At 69.3% G+C, this 16,911-nt stretch carries 13 protein-coding genes; 8 read left to right on the top strand and 5 right to left on the bottom strand.

Annotated features, from left to right (window positions below):
• The first annotated feature begins 23 nt into the window (after window positions 1-23).
• Window positions 24-1,079 (top strand): hypothetical protein, encoded by a 1,056-nt coding sequence (locus CIW48_RS05800; RefSeq protein WP_149309900.1) that lies wholly within the window; start codon window positions 24-26, stop codon window positions 1,077-1,079.
• Window positions 1,080-1,098: 19 nt separating this feature from the next.
• On the opposite strand, the gene CIW48_RS05795 is transcribed toward CIW48_RS05800, so the two are convergent.
• On the bottom strand, window positions 1,099-1,317 hold the full coding sequence (locus tag CIW48_RS05795) for a hypothetical protein (protein WP_091777352.1): 219 nt from the start codon (window positions 1,315-1,317) through the stop codon (window positions 1,099-1,101).
• A 269-nt stretch (window positions 1,318-1,586) separates the two neighbouring features.
• Here CIW48_RS05795 and CIW48_RS05790 point away from each other — a divergent pair, with 269 nt between their 5' ends.
• Complete coding sequence (locus CIW48_RS05790; RefSeq protein WP_149309898.1) at window positions 1,587-1,835, top strand: hypothetical protein; 249 nt, start codon at window positions 1,587-1,589, stop codon at window positions 1,833-1,835.
• A gap of 174 nt (window positions 1,836-2,009) precedes the next feature.
• Complete coding sequence (locus CIW48_RS05785) at window positions 2,010-2,648, top strand: hypothetical protein (RefSeq protein ID WP_149309896.1); 639 nt, start codon at window positions 2,010-2,012, stop codon at window positions 2,646-2,648.
• Window positions 2,649-2,658: 10 nt separating this feature from the next.
• Here the strand turns inward: CIW48_RS05785 and CIW48_RS05780 are convergent, their stop codons facing one another.
• Complete coding sequence (locus CIW48_RS05780) at window positions 2,659-3,237, bottom strand: polysaccharide biosynthesis/export family protein (RefSeq protein WP_173009199.1); 579 nt, start codon at window positions 3,235-3,237, stop codon at window positions 2,659-2,661.
• A 189-nt stretch (window positions 3,238-3,426) separates the two neighbouring features.
• Between CIW48_RS05780 and CIW48_RS05775 the strand changes: the two genes are divergently transcribed.
• Window positions 3,427-5,646 carry a GumC family protein gene (locus tag CIW48_RS05775; RefSeq protein ID WP_149309894.1) on the top strand — a complete coding sequence of 740 codons (2,220 nt, stop codon included), beginning with the start codon at window positions 3,427-3,429 and terminating at the stop codon, window positions 5,644-5,646.
• Window positions 5,647-5,658: 12 nt separating this feature from the next.
• On the opposite strand, the gene CIW48_RS05770 is transcribed toward CIW48_RS05775, so the two are convergent.
• Complete coding sequence (locus CIW48_RS05770; protein ID WP_149309892.1) at window positions 5,659-6,843, bottom strand: GNAT family N-acetyltransferase; 1,185 nt, start codon at window positions 6,841-6,843, stop codon at window positions 5,659-5,661.
• A 236-nt stretch (window positions 6,844-7,079) separates the two neighbouring features.
• Here CIW48_RS05770 and CIW48_RS05765 point away from each other — a divergent pair, with 236 nt between their 5' ends.
• Window positions 7,080-8,141, top strand: a complete 1,062-nt coding sequence (locus CIW48_RS05765; protein WP_149309890.1) for a polysaccharide deacetylase family protein — start codon at window positions 7,080-7,082, stop codon at window positions 8,139-8,141.
• Window positions 8,142-8,227: 86 nt separating this feature from the next.
• Here the strand turns inward: CIW48_RS05765 and CIW48_RS05760 are convergent, their stop codons facing one another.
• A complete protein-coding gene (locus tag CIW48_RS05760) occupies window positions 8,228-8,887 on the bottom strand; it encodes a DUF2155 domain-containing protein (RefSeq protein ID WP_149309888.1) in 660 nt (219 codons plus the stop codon).
• Window positions 8,888-9,015: 128 nt separating this feature from the next.
• Window positions 9,016-9,432, bottom strand: a complete 417-nt coding sequence (locus CIW48_RS05755; protein ID WP_091777337.1) for an NADH:ubiquinone oxidoreductase subunit NDUFA12 — start codon at window positions 9,430-9,432, stop codon at window positions 9,016-9,018.
• Between the two features lie 515 nt (window positions 9,433-9,947).
• Here CIW48_RS05755 and CIW48_RS05750 point away from each other — a divergent pair.
• From CIW48_RS05750 to CIW48_RS05740, 3 genes are all read left to right on the top strand, one after another.
• The gene (locus CIW48_RS05750) at window positions 9,948-13,679 is read left to right on the top strand and encodes a vitamin B12-dependent ribonucleotide reductase (protein WP_149309885.1); all 3,732 of its coding nucleotides are present in this window, start codon (window positions 9,948-9,950) and stop codon (window positions 13,677-13,679) included.
• Window positions 13,680-14,197: 518 nt separating this feature from the next.
• Window positions 14,198-16,354 carry a M48 family metallopeptidase gene (locus tag CIW48_RS05745; protein ID WP_149310093.1) on the top strand — a complete coding sequence of 719 codons (2,157 nt, stop codon included), beginning with the start codon at window positions 14,198-14,200 and terminating at the stop codon, window positions 16,352-16,354.
• A gap of 7 nt (window positions 16,355-16,361) precedes the next feature.
• Complete coding sequence (locus CIW48_RS05740; protein ID WP_149309883.1) at window positions 16,362-16,892, top strand: hypothetical protein; 531 nt, start codon at window positions 16,362-16,364, stop codon at window positions 16,890-16,892.
• Window positions 16,893-16,911: the final 19 nt, after the last annotated feature.

Genomic DNA, 16,911 nt, shown 5'->3' with positions numbered 1-16,911 from the left:
CTCCCCGACAGATGAGAATCCCGTTGCGTCAGCAGCTCTCTGCCGCCCTTGCGGCCGCCATCACGGCCACGCTCCCGGCCATGCCGGCGCGCGCTCAGACACCCGCCGCCAACACGGCGCCGGCACCCGAGCGGGTCAAGGATGTGCCCTCGGTCACGGCTGTCGATCCGGCCGCGATCAAGCCGGGTCAGATCCTGTTCACCGACCACCGCGACAACCCGTCGGCGCCCGAGAACGGCCTGATCCCGTATCTCGACTGGCAGAAGGCGCGGCCCGCCGAGGCGGCCGCGCTCGCTCCCTATCCCGGCTACAAGGAGCCGGATTATACGGTCACGGTGAACGGCGTGACGAAGCCCCGGCACGAAACGCTCAAGGTCTATGTCGCCGAAGGGCGCTTCGTGGTCCCGCGGCCGCCCGAGGCGATCGACCTCCAGGCCTTCGCCAACCTCGCCTTCGTTCAGAAGATGGATCCGGCGATCAAGCACCGCGCCATCGCGGCCGCCGATGTGACCCCCAACAAGGATCCCGCTGCCGCCTTCGCCAAGCGTCCCGACCGGCCCTGGTGCGAGGGCGAAGGCGCCTGCATCGAGTCGCGCTACGACCTCGAGGGCAAGCTGCCGCTCGGGGTGAAGCTCGCCAACAAGCTGGAGGACGGGTCGGCCAAGAAGATCGCCGAGTTCGTCTCGTTCCAGAGCGAGCTGCGGGTGCTCGGGCCGGACCAGGGCGTCTCGCTGAAGGCGCTGACCAAGATCGACACCACCGTCACCGGCGGGCTGGAACAGACGATCTTCTGGGTCAACCAGATCCTGCGCTTCGGCAAGTTCCTGGCCGTGTTCCAGCCCATGCCGAACGATCCGACCAAGACGGTGGTCACCACCTACATGGCGCTCGCCATCAAGGGGGATGTCCTCGATCGGAAGGCCGAGTACGCCCGTGTTCCCGTTCTGAAGAACCTGCTGCCCGCCCAGGTGCTGATGGGCAATTCCAGCTTCAATACCGGCAACTCGATCAGCGCCGGGCTGCCGGTCTATGCCCGCAACCGGATTGCCGCCTTCGCGGACGCGCTCACCAAGCGGTGACGCGGCTTGGCCGCGGGTGTCACATCCCGCGGTTGCCGATCGTCGGCAGGGTCGGCTGGGTATAGGCGCGGTTCACGTCCCGGCGGGTCTGGGTGCCGTTGGTGTTGCCGGAAGCCCGGTAATTGTCGAGGTTGAAGCTCTCGGCGAGCCCGCTGCGGGAATCCGGCCCGTCACTGGTCGTGCAGGCGCACAGGCCGCCGAGAGCCAGTGCGGAAAGGGCGAGAAGGGTCAAGCGCATCGCGAATCCTGAAGCCTGCCGGGGCCGGACGTCGAACCGGCTTCAGCCGGACGAGGCCCAGACGAGGGATGTCGCGGCATGGTCAGCCCGCAGGCCTGTCCGTCAAGGTCGCGCGCAACGTGTGAATCCGTTCTGCCGCCTCCGATGCGCAGCGGCCACGGAAAATCCACCACACGCCCGGTTTGCAGCGGATACGGCCGGCCAATCATGTTGAGCGCGGCGCGTTCCCCCTGGCGAATCCAGGCGGTTTCGGGCGACAACCCTCCGCAATGAGCAACGTCTTGCCCTTCCGTCCGCGCCCGACCGTGACCCGCCTCGCCCGTTGCGAGGTCGTGACCGTAGCCGGCGATCTTCTCGCCCTCTTGGACCAGCTCGAGGATGTGAGCACCCGGGCTGCCGCCATGGGGCGGCCCGCCCTCGAAGTCGAGCGGACCGTCCAGCATCTTCTGGATGCCGTGAGTGCCGTCGAGCGTGCCCTTGATTGTATCGGCGAGGGCGAGCAGTCCGCCCCGGGCTGACCGAATCCTCACGCGCTTGGACGGTAGCATCGCCACCGGATTTGTTGTCGAATACCGCACAGTTTCGGTAGCGGGCGCCGTCTCTAAGCAGATCGTAAATCATCCGGAACCCTCCAGTACGCCTTGCGGTTGAGGGTCGGATGCTCGCGTCGGGCGTCGCTTCCGGAGGGTCCTATGAGGCTTCGCACGAGCTGTCTGCTCGCCGTCACGACGGCTGGCGGCCTTCTCGCCGGCACGGCGATCCGCGCCCAGGCGGCCGAGCTCGGCTTCCTCGAAATGCTGTTCGGTGCCCGTCCGCCGGCCCAGCAGGCCCAGCCTGCACCGGCTCAAGCCCGCACCTTCGAGAACCGCGTCTTCGGTCGGCATGCGACTCCGCGGCTCGGAGCCGCGCGTCGGCGCTTCCAGACCCGCTACGCGGCGCTTCCGGTGAAGATCCGTATTAAGGAGCGGGAAATCAGCGAGCGCCAGACGCCCCTCGACATGAAAGCCGGCGCGGCCGCGGCGCTCCTGAAGGACGAGACGCTTCGGCCCGGCGACATCGTCGTCCTGAATTCCGGTGCCCGGGTCTTCACCGGAAACCCCGACAAGCGTCACGCCATCCGGGATTTCGAGCCGGTCCAGAACTCGCGTTTCGTCAGCCGGGGCACCCGCAAAGTCCTGGCAGGCCTGTTCACGCCCGTGGGTGCCGTGCCCGCGCAGGAGGCGCGGCGGATGCTGGCACGCGCCAAGCAGCCGATGCCAGAGGTGGCAACACCGATCCCTGCCCAGAGGACCGCCATGCGGGTCATCAACCCGTGGCAGAGCGGGCAATGACCGTAACCGCTCAGAAGAAGCGTTCCTTGATGACGATCGTGTCGCCCGGGCGGACCGCGTAGGTCATCGGCACGATTCCCGAAACCAGCGATCCACCGGCGTCACGGGTCAGGATGGCATAATCCCTGGCCGCGCGCGGGCCAAAGCCAGCGGCGATCGCCACTGCCGTCTCCACGGTCATGCCGTTCACGAACGGGTACTGACCGGAGGTGGTGACTTCCCCGAGGATGTAGAAGGGCCGGTACGCGTCCACCTCCACGGTGACGTGCGGCTCGCGCACGAATCCGGAGGCCAGCTTGGCCTCAATCGCCTTGGCCGCCTGGGCCGTCGTCTGACCGCCGACCTGCACGGTCCCGATCAGCGGCATGGCGATGCGACCACCGCCATCGACGGCGTAAATATTCGACAGGTTGTCCTGTCCGAAAACGATCACCCGCAGCTTGTCGCCCGCCGCCAGCGTGTAGCGGGCCGCGATCGAGCCGGTGCCGGTGGCATCGAGCTGGTCGGTGCGGAAGCTCGGTCGTAAGCAGCCGCCGAGCGCCAGAGTCGAGCCGAGTGCGAGGAGCAAAGCGCGCCGGTTCATCACCATCGCCGTCATGGATGCAGTTGCGGCTTGATCTAGGCTGTTAAGGTTAATGAAATTTGATCATCGCCGCGGCCGGCCTGCCGCCTCACCGGGCCGCACGCGCCTTAACGCTTGAGCAACCTTAACATCCACTAATAGCGGCGGGACGGCAGTAATGCCGGACCGGTTCGTCTCCGCGTTCAGAGCGTCCGCATGTCCACGATCCGTCACCGCTCGACCTACGCCGTGCCCGGATCTCAGCCGCGCGCCGAGGAGGGCCTCGGTCTCGCGCAGCTGCCCCGGATCCTGCGGCGCTCGATCGGCTGGATCCTCGGTCCGACCCTCGTGGTCGCTTTGGGCGCGAGCGTTTTCGTCAACGTGGTCAGCCCCCGCTACACCGGCGAGGCGAAGGTTCTCCTGGAGAGCCGCGATCCCGCCTTCGCCCGCACCGCGCAGGAGCGCGCCGATCAGCTCACGCCGATCGACGAGCAGGCCGTGGCGAGCCAAGTTCAGGTGGTGATGTCCCGGGATCTCGCCCGCGAGGCGATCCGCCGGCTCAAGCTCGTCGGCAACGCCGAGTTCGACCCCGGCGCGGGGAGCATCGGCCCGGTGCAGCGCCTGCTGATGATGCTCGGCATCGGCGCCAACCCGCTGGATCGCCCCGCCGAGGACCGGGTTCTCGACGCTTATTTCGACCACCTGCTGGTTTATCCCGCCGGCAAGTCGCGAATCCTGACGATCGAGTTCCGCGCGAAGGATCCGAAGCTCGCTGCCGAGGCGGCCAATACCATCGCGAAACTCTATATCGGCTCGCTCGAAGCCGATAAGGTCGACACGGCCCGCTACGCCTCCACCTGGCTCGGCGGCAATATCGACGGGCTGCGCAAGCGCGTCGCCGAAGCCGAGGCGAAGGTCGAGGCGTTCCGCGCCAAGAACGGTCTCGTGGGCAGCACCGGCGCCACCGGCCGGCCGCTCAACGCGCAGCAACTCGGCGAGCTGTCGAGCCAGCTCTCCGTGGCGCGCAGCCTGAAAGCCGACCTCGACGGCAAGGTGAAGGCCATCAAGGACCTGATCAAGGACGGACGCGCCTTCGAGATCCCGGACGTGGCCAACAACGAAGTCATCCGGCGGATCGTCGAGAACCGCATCGCGGTGCGGGCGCAACTCGCCATGGAGTCGCGCACGCTTCTCCCGGCCCATCCCCGGATCAAGGAACTCAACGCCCAGCTCGAGGATCTCGACGCACAGATCAAGGCCTCGGCCGAGCGCGTCGTGCGGACCATGGAGAACGACGCCAAGATCGCCGGGGCCCGGGTCGAGAGCCTGCAGGGCGCGGTGGACGGCCAGCAGGACGTCGTCGTGCGCGGCAATGCCAGCGAGATCCAGCTCCGGGCGCTGGAGCGCGAGGCGAAGGCGCAGCGCGAGCAGCTCGAATCCTATCTCGGCCGTTACAGGGAGGCGGCGGCGCGCGACGGCGAGGCCGCGACGCCCGCCGATGCCCGCATCGTGTCCCGGGCGGTGACGCCCGAGGTGCCGTCCTTCCCGAAGAAGCTGCCGATCGTGGCTTTCGCGACGCTGCTGACGCTCATGCTCTCCGTCGGCGGCGTCATCGCCAGCGCCTTGCTGGCCGAATCCGGCCGGGCCGGCGGCAACCGCGATGGCGATCCGGCGGATGATCGCCGCCGCCGCGAGCCGGTGCTCGACCGGCCGGCCTTCACGTTCCCGGAGGCCACGCCGGCGACGCGCTGGCCGGCGGCACCGGACGCCGCCCCCATCGCCGCGACGGCGCCTGCCGCGACGGCCCCGGGCCGCGCCGCCGACGCGTTCGACCTCGCGCCGCTCGTCGCGCGGATTGCCGCGGCGCCCCGCGACGCGGACATGCGCGCCGGTCGCCGAATCCTGGTCGTCGAGACCGAGGAGCGGCTTGGCGCGACGACGCTTCCCGAGGCCCTGGCCCGCGCCCTCGGCCGTCAGGGGAGCCTCGTCGCCGTGGACCTGAACAGGCCGAAGGACGGGACCGGGCGGCTGGGCTTCTCCGACCTCATTGCCGGCGACGCCGCCTTCCTGGATGTGATCCAGGCCCGTCGGGACAGCGGTCAGCATCGGATCGAGGCCGGTCTGCAGGATCCGGCGATCCTGTTCGACGAGCCGGATGCTTTGGCGCTGACCTTCGAGGCGATGACCGAGGCCTACGATTGGGTGCTCTGCCGGCTCTACGCTGCCCCGGGGGCCGTCGATCTGCTCGAACTGGTCGCGAGCTTCATGGACAGCGTCGTGATCGCCTCGAACGCGGATGCCGAGGATCCGGCGCTGGCCGATCTCTATGCCCTGGCTCAGGACGCCGGTGCGGGGCAGATCCTGGTGGCACAGGATCGCCCGGCTCTCTCGGACGTCCAGGACGCGCGGCTGGAACTGCGCCTCAACGCCGCCTAGACAACGCGCCGCTCACGACCGGCGCAGGGTGCGGAGCCGCTTCAGGACCGCGTAGAGGCGCGGGTCGCGCTTGATGCGCCGCCTCGTGCGCGTCAGGCCGCGCCGCACGGCCGCATAGGCCCGGCCCCGGAGGGTCACCGGAATGATCGTCTCGACGAGGTTGATCGTCTCGTCGCAGATACTGGCCTTGTAGCGCGCCTCTCCGACGCCGAGGTCGAAGCCCTGCCGGCCGCGCGCCGTCTGCTCGCGCACCAGATGCTGCAGCAGCAGGTCTCCGGGGCTGAAGCGGGCGACTTCGGGGTCGCCGTCGAACGCCGTCATCATGCCGCTGAAGCGACGGTCGCTGACCGCGCCGCCGAAGGTCGCCAGGACGCGCCCGCTCTCGGAAAGACAGAGGGCGTGCAGTTCCACTGCCGGTTCCGGCCCGGCCGAAGCCGCCGCCAGGAAGGCGCGGATTGCGGGATCGGCGTAAGGGTCGGAGACGCCCATGCCGGCGAAGCGAGCCGATTTCTGCGCGTAGAACGCCGCCAGCAGTCGGGCCGCCTCCTCGGACGTCTCGGCGCGGCGGTAGGTGAGCGGCCCGTGTGCCTCGACGAGGCGCTTCTCCTTGGAGCGGAGCTTCTTGCGGGCATCGGCGCTGAACACCCGGCGCACGGTCGCTTCCGGGTCCGGCCCGAGCATGAGACCGTAGGCGTCACTGGCTTCCGGTTCGCCCGTTTCGGCGAGCGGGTTTGCCGCCCCATCCCACATCCGGGGCTGATGCTTCAGCGCGAAGGCGTCGAGCCCCTCTGCCCGGCCGGCGCGGATCAGGGCCGCGACGACGCGGCCGGGTGCGATGGCCGCCGCGTCGCGGGTGGCGAAGAGCGGCAGATGATAATTGGCATGGGTGTCGCCGACCGTCCGCGCGATGCGGAGCCCGTGTTCCCGCTGCACCGTGACCGGGATCAGGATGCGCGCCCGCCCGTCCGCCTCCCGCAGCACCACGATGCGCGTGCTCGCGACTTGCCCCGTCGCCTGCAGGTAGGCGCTGATCCAGCCGAACCGCTGATAGGGCGTCGCGAGGCTGGCCGGATCGGATTCGATACGGCGCCAGAGCGGCTCGGCTGCCGCCAGATCGGGGATGACCTCCGCGACAAGCCCCCTCGCGCTGCGCGAATCGACCATGTCCGTTCCCGCCACCTGGACATCGACCGCCATGTTCCGATCTCCCGCAGACCGCTCATGATCCCGTCCCCCACGAACCCTGGGCCAAGCGACTGAACAGCCCGTCACTGCAACCGCCGATGGAGGGATCGCGGCCCGGCATGGTGCGGCAAAAAACAGTCGTGGCTAACGCTTGCTTGCCGTCTGCCGAGGGGCAATTCCGGATTTGTTTACCGTGCCGCGCCAAGGCTGTGCCGACATGGGCTTCGGGGCCCGAACGGTTCAGGGCCATGCTGTCGTCGCGTGCCAAGCATCGGGTCTTCGCGTCCGGCTTTCGCGCGATTCAGGCGCTCGGAGCGGATCGCTGGCTCGGCCCCGCGGCGCGCGGCCTCGGCGTGATCCTCACCTTTCATCATGTCAGCCCGGCGCCGGTGCCGGCCTTCGCGCCGAACCGCCTGCTCGGCATCACGCCCGAATTCCTGGACCTGACCCTGCGCGAACTCGATGCCCGCGGCTTCGAGATCATCGGCCTGGATTCCGTGCCGGAGCGTCTGGCCGAGCCGGATTACGGGCCGCCCTTCGCGGTCCTGACCTTCGATGACGGCTACCGCGACAACGTCGTGCATGCCCGGCCGGTGCTGGCCCGCCACGGCGCGCCGTGGACGCTGTTCGTGACCAGCGGTTTCGCCGATCAGGCCGGCCGTCTCTGGTGGATCGAGCTGGAGCAGGCGATCGCGCGCCTGGACCGGGTGCGGATCGCGATCGGTACGCGGAGTTTCGACCTCCCGGCGCGCAGTCCGGAGGAAAAGGCTCTCGCCTTCGAAGCCCTGTATCGCGACCTGAGGCGCGGCGGCGAAGAAGACCTCCTCGACCGGATCGCCGACCTCTGCCGGCAGGCCGGCTTCCCGCCCGGGCGAGTGGCCGCCGACTTATGCCTGTCCTGGACGGAACTGCGCGACCTCGCGTCCGACGCCGCGGTCACCATCGGTGCGCACACGGTCAGCCACCCGATGCTGGCCAAGCATGACGCCGCCCGCGCCGCGCGCGAGATCGCCGACGGGCGCGCGCGGATCGAGGCGGAGCTCGGGCGACCGGTGCGGCACCTCTCCTATCCGGTGGGGGATGCGACCTCCGCCGGCCCGCGGGAATTCGCCCTCGCGCGGGACATGGGTTTCGCGACCGCTGTCACCACCCGACCCGGCCACCTGTTCGCCGAGCATGCCGACCACCTGCAGGCTCTCCCCCGGGTGTCGGTGAATGGATGCCATCAGACGCGTGCGGCGCTCGCCGGGCTGCTCTCCGGCGTCCCGTTCCTCGCCTGGAATCGCGGGCGCCGCCTCAACGTCGCCTGAGGCGCGGTCCTGTTTCGCAAGCAACGGCGTCTTCCACGACGCGCGGCCTCAGCCTGCGCCGCTCTGCGTCTCGGTCGGGAGGGGCGTCAGCGGAACAGCGCGTCGAACAGGTTCTGCGGCTGTTGCTGCGGCGGCGGCGGAGCCGGCGCAGGGCCCTCGTTCGACGGGAAGAACTTGCGCGAGGGCTTCTGGCGCGGCTGGACCGGCACGCCGCGCGGCGCCTCCACATCCACCTGGCCGGCGGCGTTGATCTGCTGCGCGGTCTTGGTGGCGTCCTTTCCGGGACGCTTGGCCTTCTCGGGCTTGGCCGCGACGGCCGGGATGTCCTCCTGCTCCTTGGCCTCGGCGATCACGTCGCTGCCGCCTTTGCAGTCGACCAGCCACACGTCGTAGATCGGATGCTCGATCGCGTGCAGGCCGGGGCTGGCGGCGAACATCCAGCCGGTGAAGATCCGCCGGTACTTGTTGTCGAGGGTGACCTCGTCGACCTCGAGGAAGGCCGTGGTCTTGGCGCTCTCGGTCGGCGGGCGCGTGTAGCAGACCCGCGGGGTGAGCTGCAGCGCGCCGAACTGGACGGTCTCGTCGACCGCGACCTCGAAGTTGACGATCCGGCCGGTGATCTTGTCGAGGCCGGAGAAGACCGCGGTCGGGTTCTTGATCTTGTCGGCGGCGGCGGGGCTGGCGCAGACGGCGAGCACGAGGCTCGGGGCGAGCGCGCGGCGTACGAAGGCGGTGATGCGGCTCAAGGCTCGGACCCCTAGACGAGGGTGGCCGGCCGCGCCGTCAGGTGCGCGGCGGACAATCGGGATTGGCCCGCCATGAACAATGGAACGGTGGCGGCAAAAGGGCGCCGGGCCCGCGTGGGACCGTTGATCTACTCGCCCGGGGTCCAGGAGACGTAGTCGCCCGTCGCCGCCGGCCGCTGGCCCCAGGAGAGCTGCGAACCCGCCGGCCTGTACGCGTTCGGAGTGCCGGTCTGGTTCTCGATATGCGGCTTCTGCCACGCGCGCGGCTGGTAGTTCTCCTCGCTCGGAGCGAGGTCCACGTTGTGGCAGAGCCAGCCGCGCCAGCCGGGCGGCACCTTCGAGGCGTCGGCGTAACCGTTGTAAACCACCCAGCGGCGCTCCGAGCCGACCGAGCGATCGATCAGGGCCCCTTCCGCCTTGTAGTACTTGTTCCCGAACTCGTCCTCGCCGACGAAGATGCCGGTGCGTGCGGTCTGGAGCGCGACGGAGACGGTCTGGCCGTTCCACCACGTGAAGATGCGCAGCAAAGTGTCCTTCAGCGCCATCGCCGGTCCCGGAATCGTGCCGCGCCGCGAGGGCGCTTCTCGGCGCCGTTATGGTGACCGCGCGCGTGCGAGTCCAGCCGGATGACGGAAGTGTCGCTGCGCGGCCACGCTCCGCCCGCGCTTTCGGCCTCCGGTTCCAGCACGCCGCCGACCCCGCTCCCTAGGGTTGTGAATCTAAAATTTTCCCGATCCGATTCTGGAAAGCCGGAAGGACACTTATCCCGCACCCGGATGATATCCACAGGCTTTTGCGAGCCGGCACAACATCTAGCGGGGAACAAGGCCGCCGAACACCACTTGTTGACGTGAGAGTGAAGGCGGCGGTAATCTCCCTGCATCGGTCGCGCCCCCTGATTGTGGTGCGTTGAACAGGGGTGGCCGTTCCAGGATTTCATTCGCGAAGCCGAGGCACGTCCCTCTTCCGGGCGTGATCGGACGCGAATCCCACTATCGGGCACAGACCCCGCGTCGCGCGGGGCCGGGACCGTCGTGTCCCGTCGGGAGAGGTGTGTTTCATGCGGTTCGAGCGTCGCTACACCACGGCCGGACAATCGCCCTACGCCGGAATCCCTTTCCGCAAGGCGCTGAGCGAGATCCGCAATCCGGACGGGTCGGTGGTGTTCCGTCTCGATGGTATCGACGTGCCGGAGAGCTGGAGCCAGGTGGCGAGCGACGTGCTCGCGCAAAAGTATTTCCGCAAGGCGGGCGTCCCGGCCCGGCTCCGCAAGGTCGAGGAGAACGCGGTCCCCTCCTTCCTCTGGCGCTCGATCCCTGACGATGCGGCGCTCGCCGAACTCCCCGAGGAGGAGCGTTTCGTCTCGGAAACGTCCGCCACGCAGGTCTTCGATCGGCTCGCCGGCTGCTGGACCTACTGGGGCTGGAAGGGTGGCTACTTCTCGTCGGAGGAGGACGCCTCCGCCTTTCTCGACGAGCTGCGCTTCATGCTCGCTGGCCAGATGGTGGCGCCCAACTCGCCGCAATGGTTCAACACCGGTCTCCACTGGGCCTACGGCATCGATGGCCCGAGCCAGGGCCACTATTACTGTGACCCGCAGACCGGCGTGCTGACGAAGTCCGCCTCGGCCTACGAGCATCCGCAGCCGCATGCCTGCTTCATCCAGTCGGTCCAGGACGACCTCGTCAACGAGGGCGGCATCATGGACCTGTGGGTGCGCGAGGCGCGCCTGTTCAAGTACGGCTCGGGCACCGGCTCGAACTTCTCGATGCTGCGCGGCGAGAACGAGAAGCTCGGCGGCGGCGGCAAGTCGTCGGGCCTGATGAGCTTCCTGAAGATCGGCGACCGCGCGGCCGGCGCGATCAAGTCGGGCGGCACCACGCGGCGCGCCGCCAAGATGGTGATCGTCGACATCGACCACCCGGATATCGAATCCTTCATCGACTGGAAGGTGAAGGAGGAGCAGAAGGTCGCCGCGCTGGTGACCGGCTCGAAGGTCGTCTCCAAGCACCTGAACCTGGTGATGAAGGCCTGCACCCAGTGCGAGGCCGAGGGCGATGCCTGCTTCGACCCCGAGCGCAACCCGGCCCTCAAGCGTGAGATCAAGGCCGCCCGCCGGTCCTCGGTGCCGGACGCCTACATCAAGCGGGTCGTGCAGTTCGCCCGCCAGGGCTTCACCAAGATCGAGTTCCCCGTCTACGACACCGACTGGGATTCGGAGGCCTACCTCACGGTTGCCGGCCAGAATTCCAACAATTCGGTCTCGCTGACCGACGACTTCCTGCGCGCCGTCGAGGCGGATGCCGACTGGACCCTCCAGGCGCGCACCACCGGCAAGGTCACCAAGACCCTGAAGGCCCGCGACCTGTGGGAGCGGATCGGCGAGGCTGCCTGGGCCTCGGCGGATCCGGGCCTGCACTTCAATACCACGATGAACGACTGGCACACTTGCCCGGCGGGCGGGCGGATCCGGGCCTCGAACCCGTGCTCCGAGTACATGTTCCTCGACGACACCGCCTGCAACCTCGCCTCGGCGAACCTGCTGACGATGTATGACCGGGAGACCAAGCGGTTCGACGTGGAGGCGTTCGAGCACCTCAACCGGCTCTGGACGGTGGTGCTCGAGATCTCCGTGATGATGGCGCAGTTCCCGTCGAAGGAGATCGCGGAACTCTCCTACCGCTACCGGACGCTGGGTCTCGGCTACGCCAATATCGGCGGCCTGCTGATGACCATGGGCCTTCCCTACGATTCCGACGCGGGTCGGGCTCTCGCCGGCGCGCTCACCGCGATCATGACCGGTGTCGCCTACGCCACCTCGGCCGAGATGGCGGCGGAACTCGGCACCTTCCCGGCCTACGACGAGAATGCCGACGCGATGCTGCGGGTCATCCGCAATCATCGCCGGGCGGCGCATGGTGAGGCCGAGGGCTACGAGTTCCTCAACGTCGCGCCGGTCGCCCTCGACCACGCCAACATCCCGCAGGCCGATCTCGGCGCCCACGCCCGGGCCGCCTGGGACCGGGCGCTGAAGCTCGGCGAGGAGCACGGCTACCGCAACGCGCAGGCCACCGTGATCGCGCCGACCGGCACGATCGGGCTCGTGATGGATTGCGACACCACCGGCATCGAGCCCGATTTCGCCCTGGTGAAGTTCAAGAAGCTCGCCGGCGGCGGCTACTTCAAGATCATCAACCAGGCCGCGCCGGACGCCCTCCGGGCGCTGGGCTACCGCGAATCCGAGATCGCCGAGATCGAGGCCTACGCGGTCGGCCACGGCTCCATGGGCCAGGCGCCGGGGATCAACCCGACGACGCTCCGCGCCAAGGGGTTTTCGGACGAGAAGATCGCGGCTGTCGAGAAGGGACTGAAGTCGGCCTTCGACATCAAGTTCGTGTTCAACCGCTGGACGCTCGGTGACGACTTCCTCATCCAGACGCTGAAGGTCCCGGCCGAGAAGCTGTCGGATCCGACCTTCGAGCTGCTGCCGTTCCTCGGCTTCTCGAAGAAGGAGATCGAGGCCGCCAACACGCATATCTGCGGAGCGATGACGCTGGAGGGCGCGCCCTTCCTCAAGGCCGAGCACTATCCCGTCTTCGACTGCGCCAATCCCTGCGGCCGGATCGGCAAGCGCTACCTCTCGGTGGAGAGCCACATCCGCATGATGGCGGCGGCGCAGCCCTTCATCTCGGGGGCGATCTCCAAGACCATCAACATGCCGAACGACGCCACGGTGGAGGATTGCAAGGCGGCCTATCTGCTGTCCTGGCGCCTCGCCCTCAAGGCGAACGCCCTTTACCGCGACGGCTCCAAGCTGTCGCAGCCGCTCAACTCGGCGCTCATCGCGGATGAGGACGACGAGGCGGACGAGGGGATCGAGGCCCTGATCCAGGCGCCGGCCGCCGCCAAGGCCGCGGCGGTGGCGGAGAAGATCGTCGAGCGGGTGATCGAGCGGGTGGAGCGGATCCGCTCCCGCGAGAAGCTGCCGTCCCGCCGGAAGGGCTACACCCAGAAGGCGGTGGTGGGCGGCCACAAGGTCTACCTGCGCACCGGCGAGTACGACGACGGCCGCCTCGGCGAGATCTTCATCGACATGCACAAGGAGGGCGCGACCTTCCGGAGCCTGATGAACAACTTCGCCATCGCGATCTCGCTCGGCCTCCAGTACGGCGTGCCGCTGGAGGAATACGTGGAGGCCTTCACCTTCACGCGGTTCGAGCCGGCCGGCTTCGTCCAGGGCAACGACGCGATCAAGAACGCCACCTCGCTCCTCGACTACGTGTTCCGCGAGCTGGCGGTCTCGTATCTCGGCCGCGCCGACCTCGCCCATGTCAGCCCCGCCGAGATCGGCGGCACGGTGATCGGCGGCGGCGAGAGCGGCGACACGACCCGCGAGGGACCGAAGCCCGCGCCGGCCTCCTCGGTCGTCTCCCGCGGCCTGCTGCGCGGCTCGGCCGACCGTCTGACCCTGATCCAGGGTGGCCCGGCCGGTGCGGCCCTGGGCGTCGGGGCGGCGAGTGCCGGACAGTCGGCGCCTGCCGGCGGCACGGTCCACGCGATCCGCGGCAGCACGGCACTCAAGGCCGAGCCGGCGACCGCCGGTCAAGCCGAGACGATCGCCGACACCCTGCCCTTCGCCAAGGCGGAGCGGAGCGTCGCCGACCGCCGCGCCGAGGCGAAGATGAAGGGCTATGTCGGTGAGGCTTGCCCCGAATGCGCGAACTTCACGCTGGTCCGCAACGGCACCTGCCTGAAATGCGACACCTGCGGGTCCACGACCGGCTGCTCGTAGGCCGGTCGGCGAACCGATCCACCTGAATTCGCGTGACACGGTCGGGCCCAAGATCCACGGATCTCGGGCCCGAACCGTTTGGACCGTTGATCCTGCCGGCCTCCTCCCGGATCTGCCGGACGGGCGACGCCAAGACCGATCCGCCTCCTGTCTCCCACCGAGTCAGCGTGATCGGGCCGCACCGGCGCGATGTCTGGCTCCCGCTAAGGTGTGGCAACCGGCGCATGCATCCGGGCGCGAGCGCGACAGCATTCGGTTGACGCCTCCGTCGGATAGGGTAGAAATCCTGCCCTCACATCGGTCCAGGCTCGATCGCGTCCAATCTTTCTCGCCTGTCTTCATGGATATCCCGGGCTCGACTGTGCCGGCGATCTTGCGCGGTCCTTCGATCGACGCGGCAATTGGTTCGTCGCTGGACCTTCGAGCCTTCGACACTTCAGGAGCCGACCATCGCCGAGGCAAAGTCCCCGCCCGCGCGCTCGCGCCCGCGCGCCCTGGCGAGCCTCTTCGCCGCCACCGTGCTGCTGCCGCTCGCGTTCCTGCTGATCGGGCTCTGGCAGGCACAACGCGGCGCCGATGACTGGCGAGCCTTCGCTGCCGAGCGCGATCGCCTCGCCGCCGTCGTGGCGGATCTGGAGGCCCGGACGCCGCGGGACGGGCGCCCTGATTTCCGCGTGCAGTTCCGCCACGACGGCAAGAACTACGGCGGCCCCTACGCGCTGGTGAAGGCCCGGGAGGCTCGCGACGGGGCCGGGACCCTCGCGGTGGTGATGGATTGGCGGCGCCTGCTTCCGCCGGTCGCCATCGCGGGCGGCGGCATCGCGGCGGCGCTCTCCGTGCTCGTGTTGCTCGCCAGTGGGGTGCTCGGGCATTTCGGCCGCGGCTCGCGCGACGCGCTGGTGCGCGGCTTCTCGGGGATGCGGCGGTTGCTGCCGGCCACGCTCGCCCTCCAGATCGTGGCGGCGACCGCCGCCCTCGTCGCGATCATCCTCTTCGAGGCGGGGTTGCTCGTCGAGGGCGGCCTCACCGGCGGCGGCGTGAAGCTCCTGGCGATCGCGGCCGGTGCGGCCGGGGCCACGATCCTCGCCGCGGGCGGCGCCCTGATCGGGCTGCGCCGGGCGCTCGACGCCTTCGAGCCCGATCCTCTGCCGATCCTCGGCCGGCAGATCGCGCCGTCGGAGGCGCCGGGCCTGTGGCGCCTCGTCGAAGCGCTCGCCGAGAGGATGGATGCGCTCAAGCCCGAGGCCCTGGTCGTCGGCCTCACCGAGGGCTTCTTCGTCAGCGCCGGCCCCGCCCTGCTCGAACCCGGCGGCACGCGGCTCGACGGCCGGATCCTCTACGTCCCCCTGCCCTACCTCGCACTGATGCGCGTCGATGAGACGGCAGCGATCATCGGGCATGAACTCGCCCACTATGCCGGCGGCGATACGGCCTACAGCCAGCGCTTCCTGCCGATCTATGCGGGCGTCGGGCGCTCCCTCGAGGCGATGGCCGAGCGCGAGAGCGGTGCACTCGGCGTGCTCGGGCCATCGGTGCGGCTCGGCCTGTTCGTGATGGAGCGCTTCCACCTCGCGGTGCGCCATTGGAGCCGGATGCGTGAATTCGCGGCGGACGCGGCCGGCGCGGCCGTCACCTCCTCCGCCGCCTCGGCCCGAGCGCTCCTGCGCTACGGCGCGGTGCGCCAGCGCGTCGTCGAGACCCTGGAGTCGGCCGCCGACGCGCCAGAGACGGCACCCTCCGACCTCGTGGCGGCCCTGCTCGAGCACACGACCGCGCGCGGCCTCGACGACCCGTCGGCGCGGCTGGAGGACGGGCAGGCCCATCCGACCGACACCCACCCGCCGACGCGCGAGCGCATCGCCGCCCTCGGCGTGGCGCTCGATGCGGACCTGCTGGCCGCTGTCGGAACCGCACCGCTGGCGCAAAGTCGCGACCCGCTCGCCGCCTACTTCGTCGATCCCGCCGGCCAGTGCCGGGCCGCGACCGAGGATTTTCTCAGCGTCGCCCGGGCACAGGAGGCCGCGACCCGCGCGCAACTGGAGGCGACCGCCGCGGAGATCGGCACCGAGGATCAGGTGCTGCGCGCCAGCCACCGCGCTCGCGGCTGGGCGCTGGCGGCCGGTGGCTGCCTGTTCGCGGCCGCGGCCCTCGCCCTGGCCCTGTTCCGCATTCCGGGACTGTCGCCTTACGAGGCCCAGGTCGTCCTGGTCGTTGTGCTGGCCCTCGCCGCCCTCTTCGGCGCGGCCGCCGCCTTCATGCTGTCGCGGGGCGAACAGGTCACACTGATCCTGAGCCCCGCGGGGCTGACGGCGCCCGGCCTCGACAGGGGGATCCCATGGGAGGCCATCGCCGATCTCGACATGTCGCTGAGCCGCCGCGGCATGGTCACCCGCCTTCTGCTGCCGCCCGGGGCGGATTGGCCGACGCGGGCGCCGGGCCGGCACGCCGTGAAACTCGACCCCAAGCGGCGCATCGTGACCCTCACGGTCGGCTTGCCGCGCAAGATGAAGCCTCAGGATTTTGCCGACCTGATTGGCCGCTATCAGGCCGCGCATCTCGCACGCCGAGCTCTGGCCGAGCGTGCATCGTTGGCCGAGCGTGCATCGTTGGCCGAGCCTGCATCGCTCGCGACCAACGCCGGCGGCGCCACCGCTCCCGAAGCCCAGCCTGTTTGAGGATCATATGGGATCATCCGCCAAGACCGACGCCGCGGCGCCCGAGGCTGCCGAGACCCTGCGCCTGCCGCCGGATCGCACGAGCTGGACCGTTATCCTCGGGGTGCTGTTCGGCTTCGTGCTGTTCGGGGGGCTGCTGGCCGCCAGCGTCATCTACACGGCGCCCGTCCTGATCTCGGATTGGGAAGTGCGCGACGCGGCCCGGCCCGTCCAGAATGCGCGGGCGAGCGAGGGCGCGTGCAGCACCAAGCTCGTCTTCCACGTCTGCAACGCGACGCTGACGCTGCCCACGCCCGAGGGCGGCGTGACGCGCCGGGTGAACTACGTCTTCACCGGGCTACATGCGGGCGACTACACGGTCGGCATCATGGCCGATCCGGCGCGTCCAGACCTCGTCACCACCGACCTCGGCCTCGAGCGGCTGTGGAACCGGACGCTCACCCTCGTGGTGTTCGCCGGTGCGCTTCTGGGCTGCCTCGGCGGGGCGCTGGTGTCGATCATCCGCAACGGGCGCGCCGCCTTCCGACGCGTCGTGTGACCGGGACCCGGGAGCCGGC

This window comes from Methylobacterium sp. P1-11 (assembly GCF_008329595.1).
Classification (GTDB): Bacteria; Pseudomonadota; Alphaproteobacteria; order Rhizobiales; family Beijerinckiaceae; genus Methylobacterium.
This window is presented reverse-complemented; position numbering and strand designations above follow the sequence as displayed.

Bases quoted from the DNA above. Each gene is read 5' to 3' on its own strand.
- CIW48_RS05770 (WP_149309892.1), bottom strand. From the start codon at position 6,843: ATGGCGGTCGATGTCCAGGTGGCGGGAACGGACATGGTCGATTCGCGC.
- CIW48_RS05775 (WP_149309894.1), top strand. From the start codon at position 3,427: ATGTCCACGATCCGTCACCGCTCGACCTACGCCGTGCCCGGATCTCAG.
- CIW48_RS05740 (WP_149309883.1), top strand. From the start codon at position 16,362: ATGGGATCATCCGCCAAGACCGACGCCGCGGCGCCCGAGGCTGCCGAG.
- CIW48_RS05755 (WP_091777337.1), bottom strand. From the start codon at position 9,432: ATGGCGCTGAAGGACACTTTGCTGCGCATCTTCACGTGGTGGAACGGC.
- CIW48_RS05750 (WP_149309885.1), top strand. From the start codon at position 9,948: ATGCGGTTCGAGCGTCGCTACACCACGGCCGGACAATCGCCCTACGCC.
- CIW48_RS05795 (WP_091777352.1), bottom strand. From the start codon at position 1,317: ATGCGCTTGACCCTTCTCGCCCTTTCCGCACTGGCTCTCGGCGGCCTG.
- CIW48_RS05780 (WP_173009199.1), bottom strand. From the start codon at position 3,237: ATGGTGATGAACCGGCGCGCTTTGCTCCTCGCACTCGGCTCGACTCTG.
- CIW48_RS05765 (WP_149309890.1), top strand. From the start codon at position 7,080: ATGCTGTCGTCGCGTGCCAAGCATCGGGTCTTCGCGTCCGGCTTTCGC.
- CIW48_RS05785 (WP_149309896.1), top strand. From the start codon at position 2,010: ATGAGGCTTCGCACGAGCTGTCTGCTCGCCGTCACGACGGCTGGCGGC.
- CIW48_RS05790 (WP_149309898.1), top strand. From the start codon at position 1,587: ATGAGCAACGTCTTGCCCTTCCGTCCGCGCCCGACCGTGACCCGCCTC.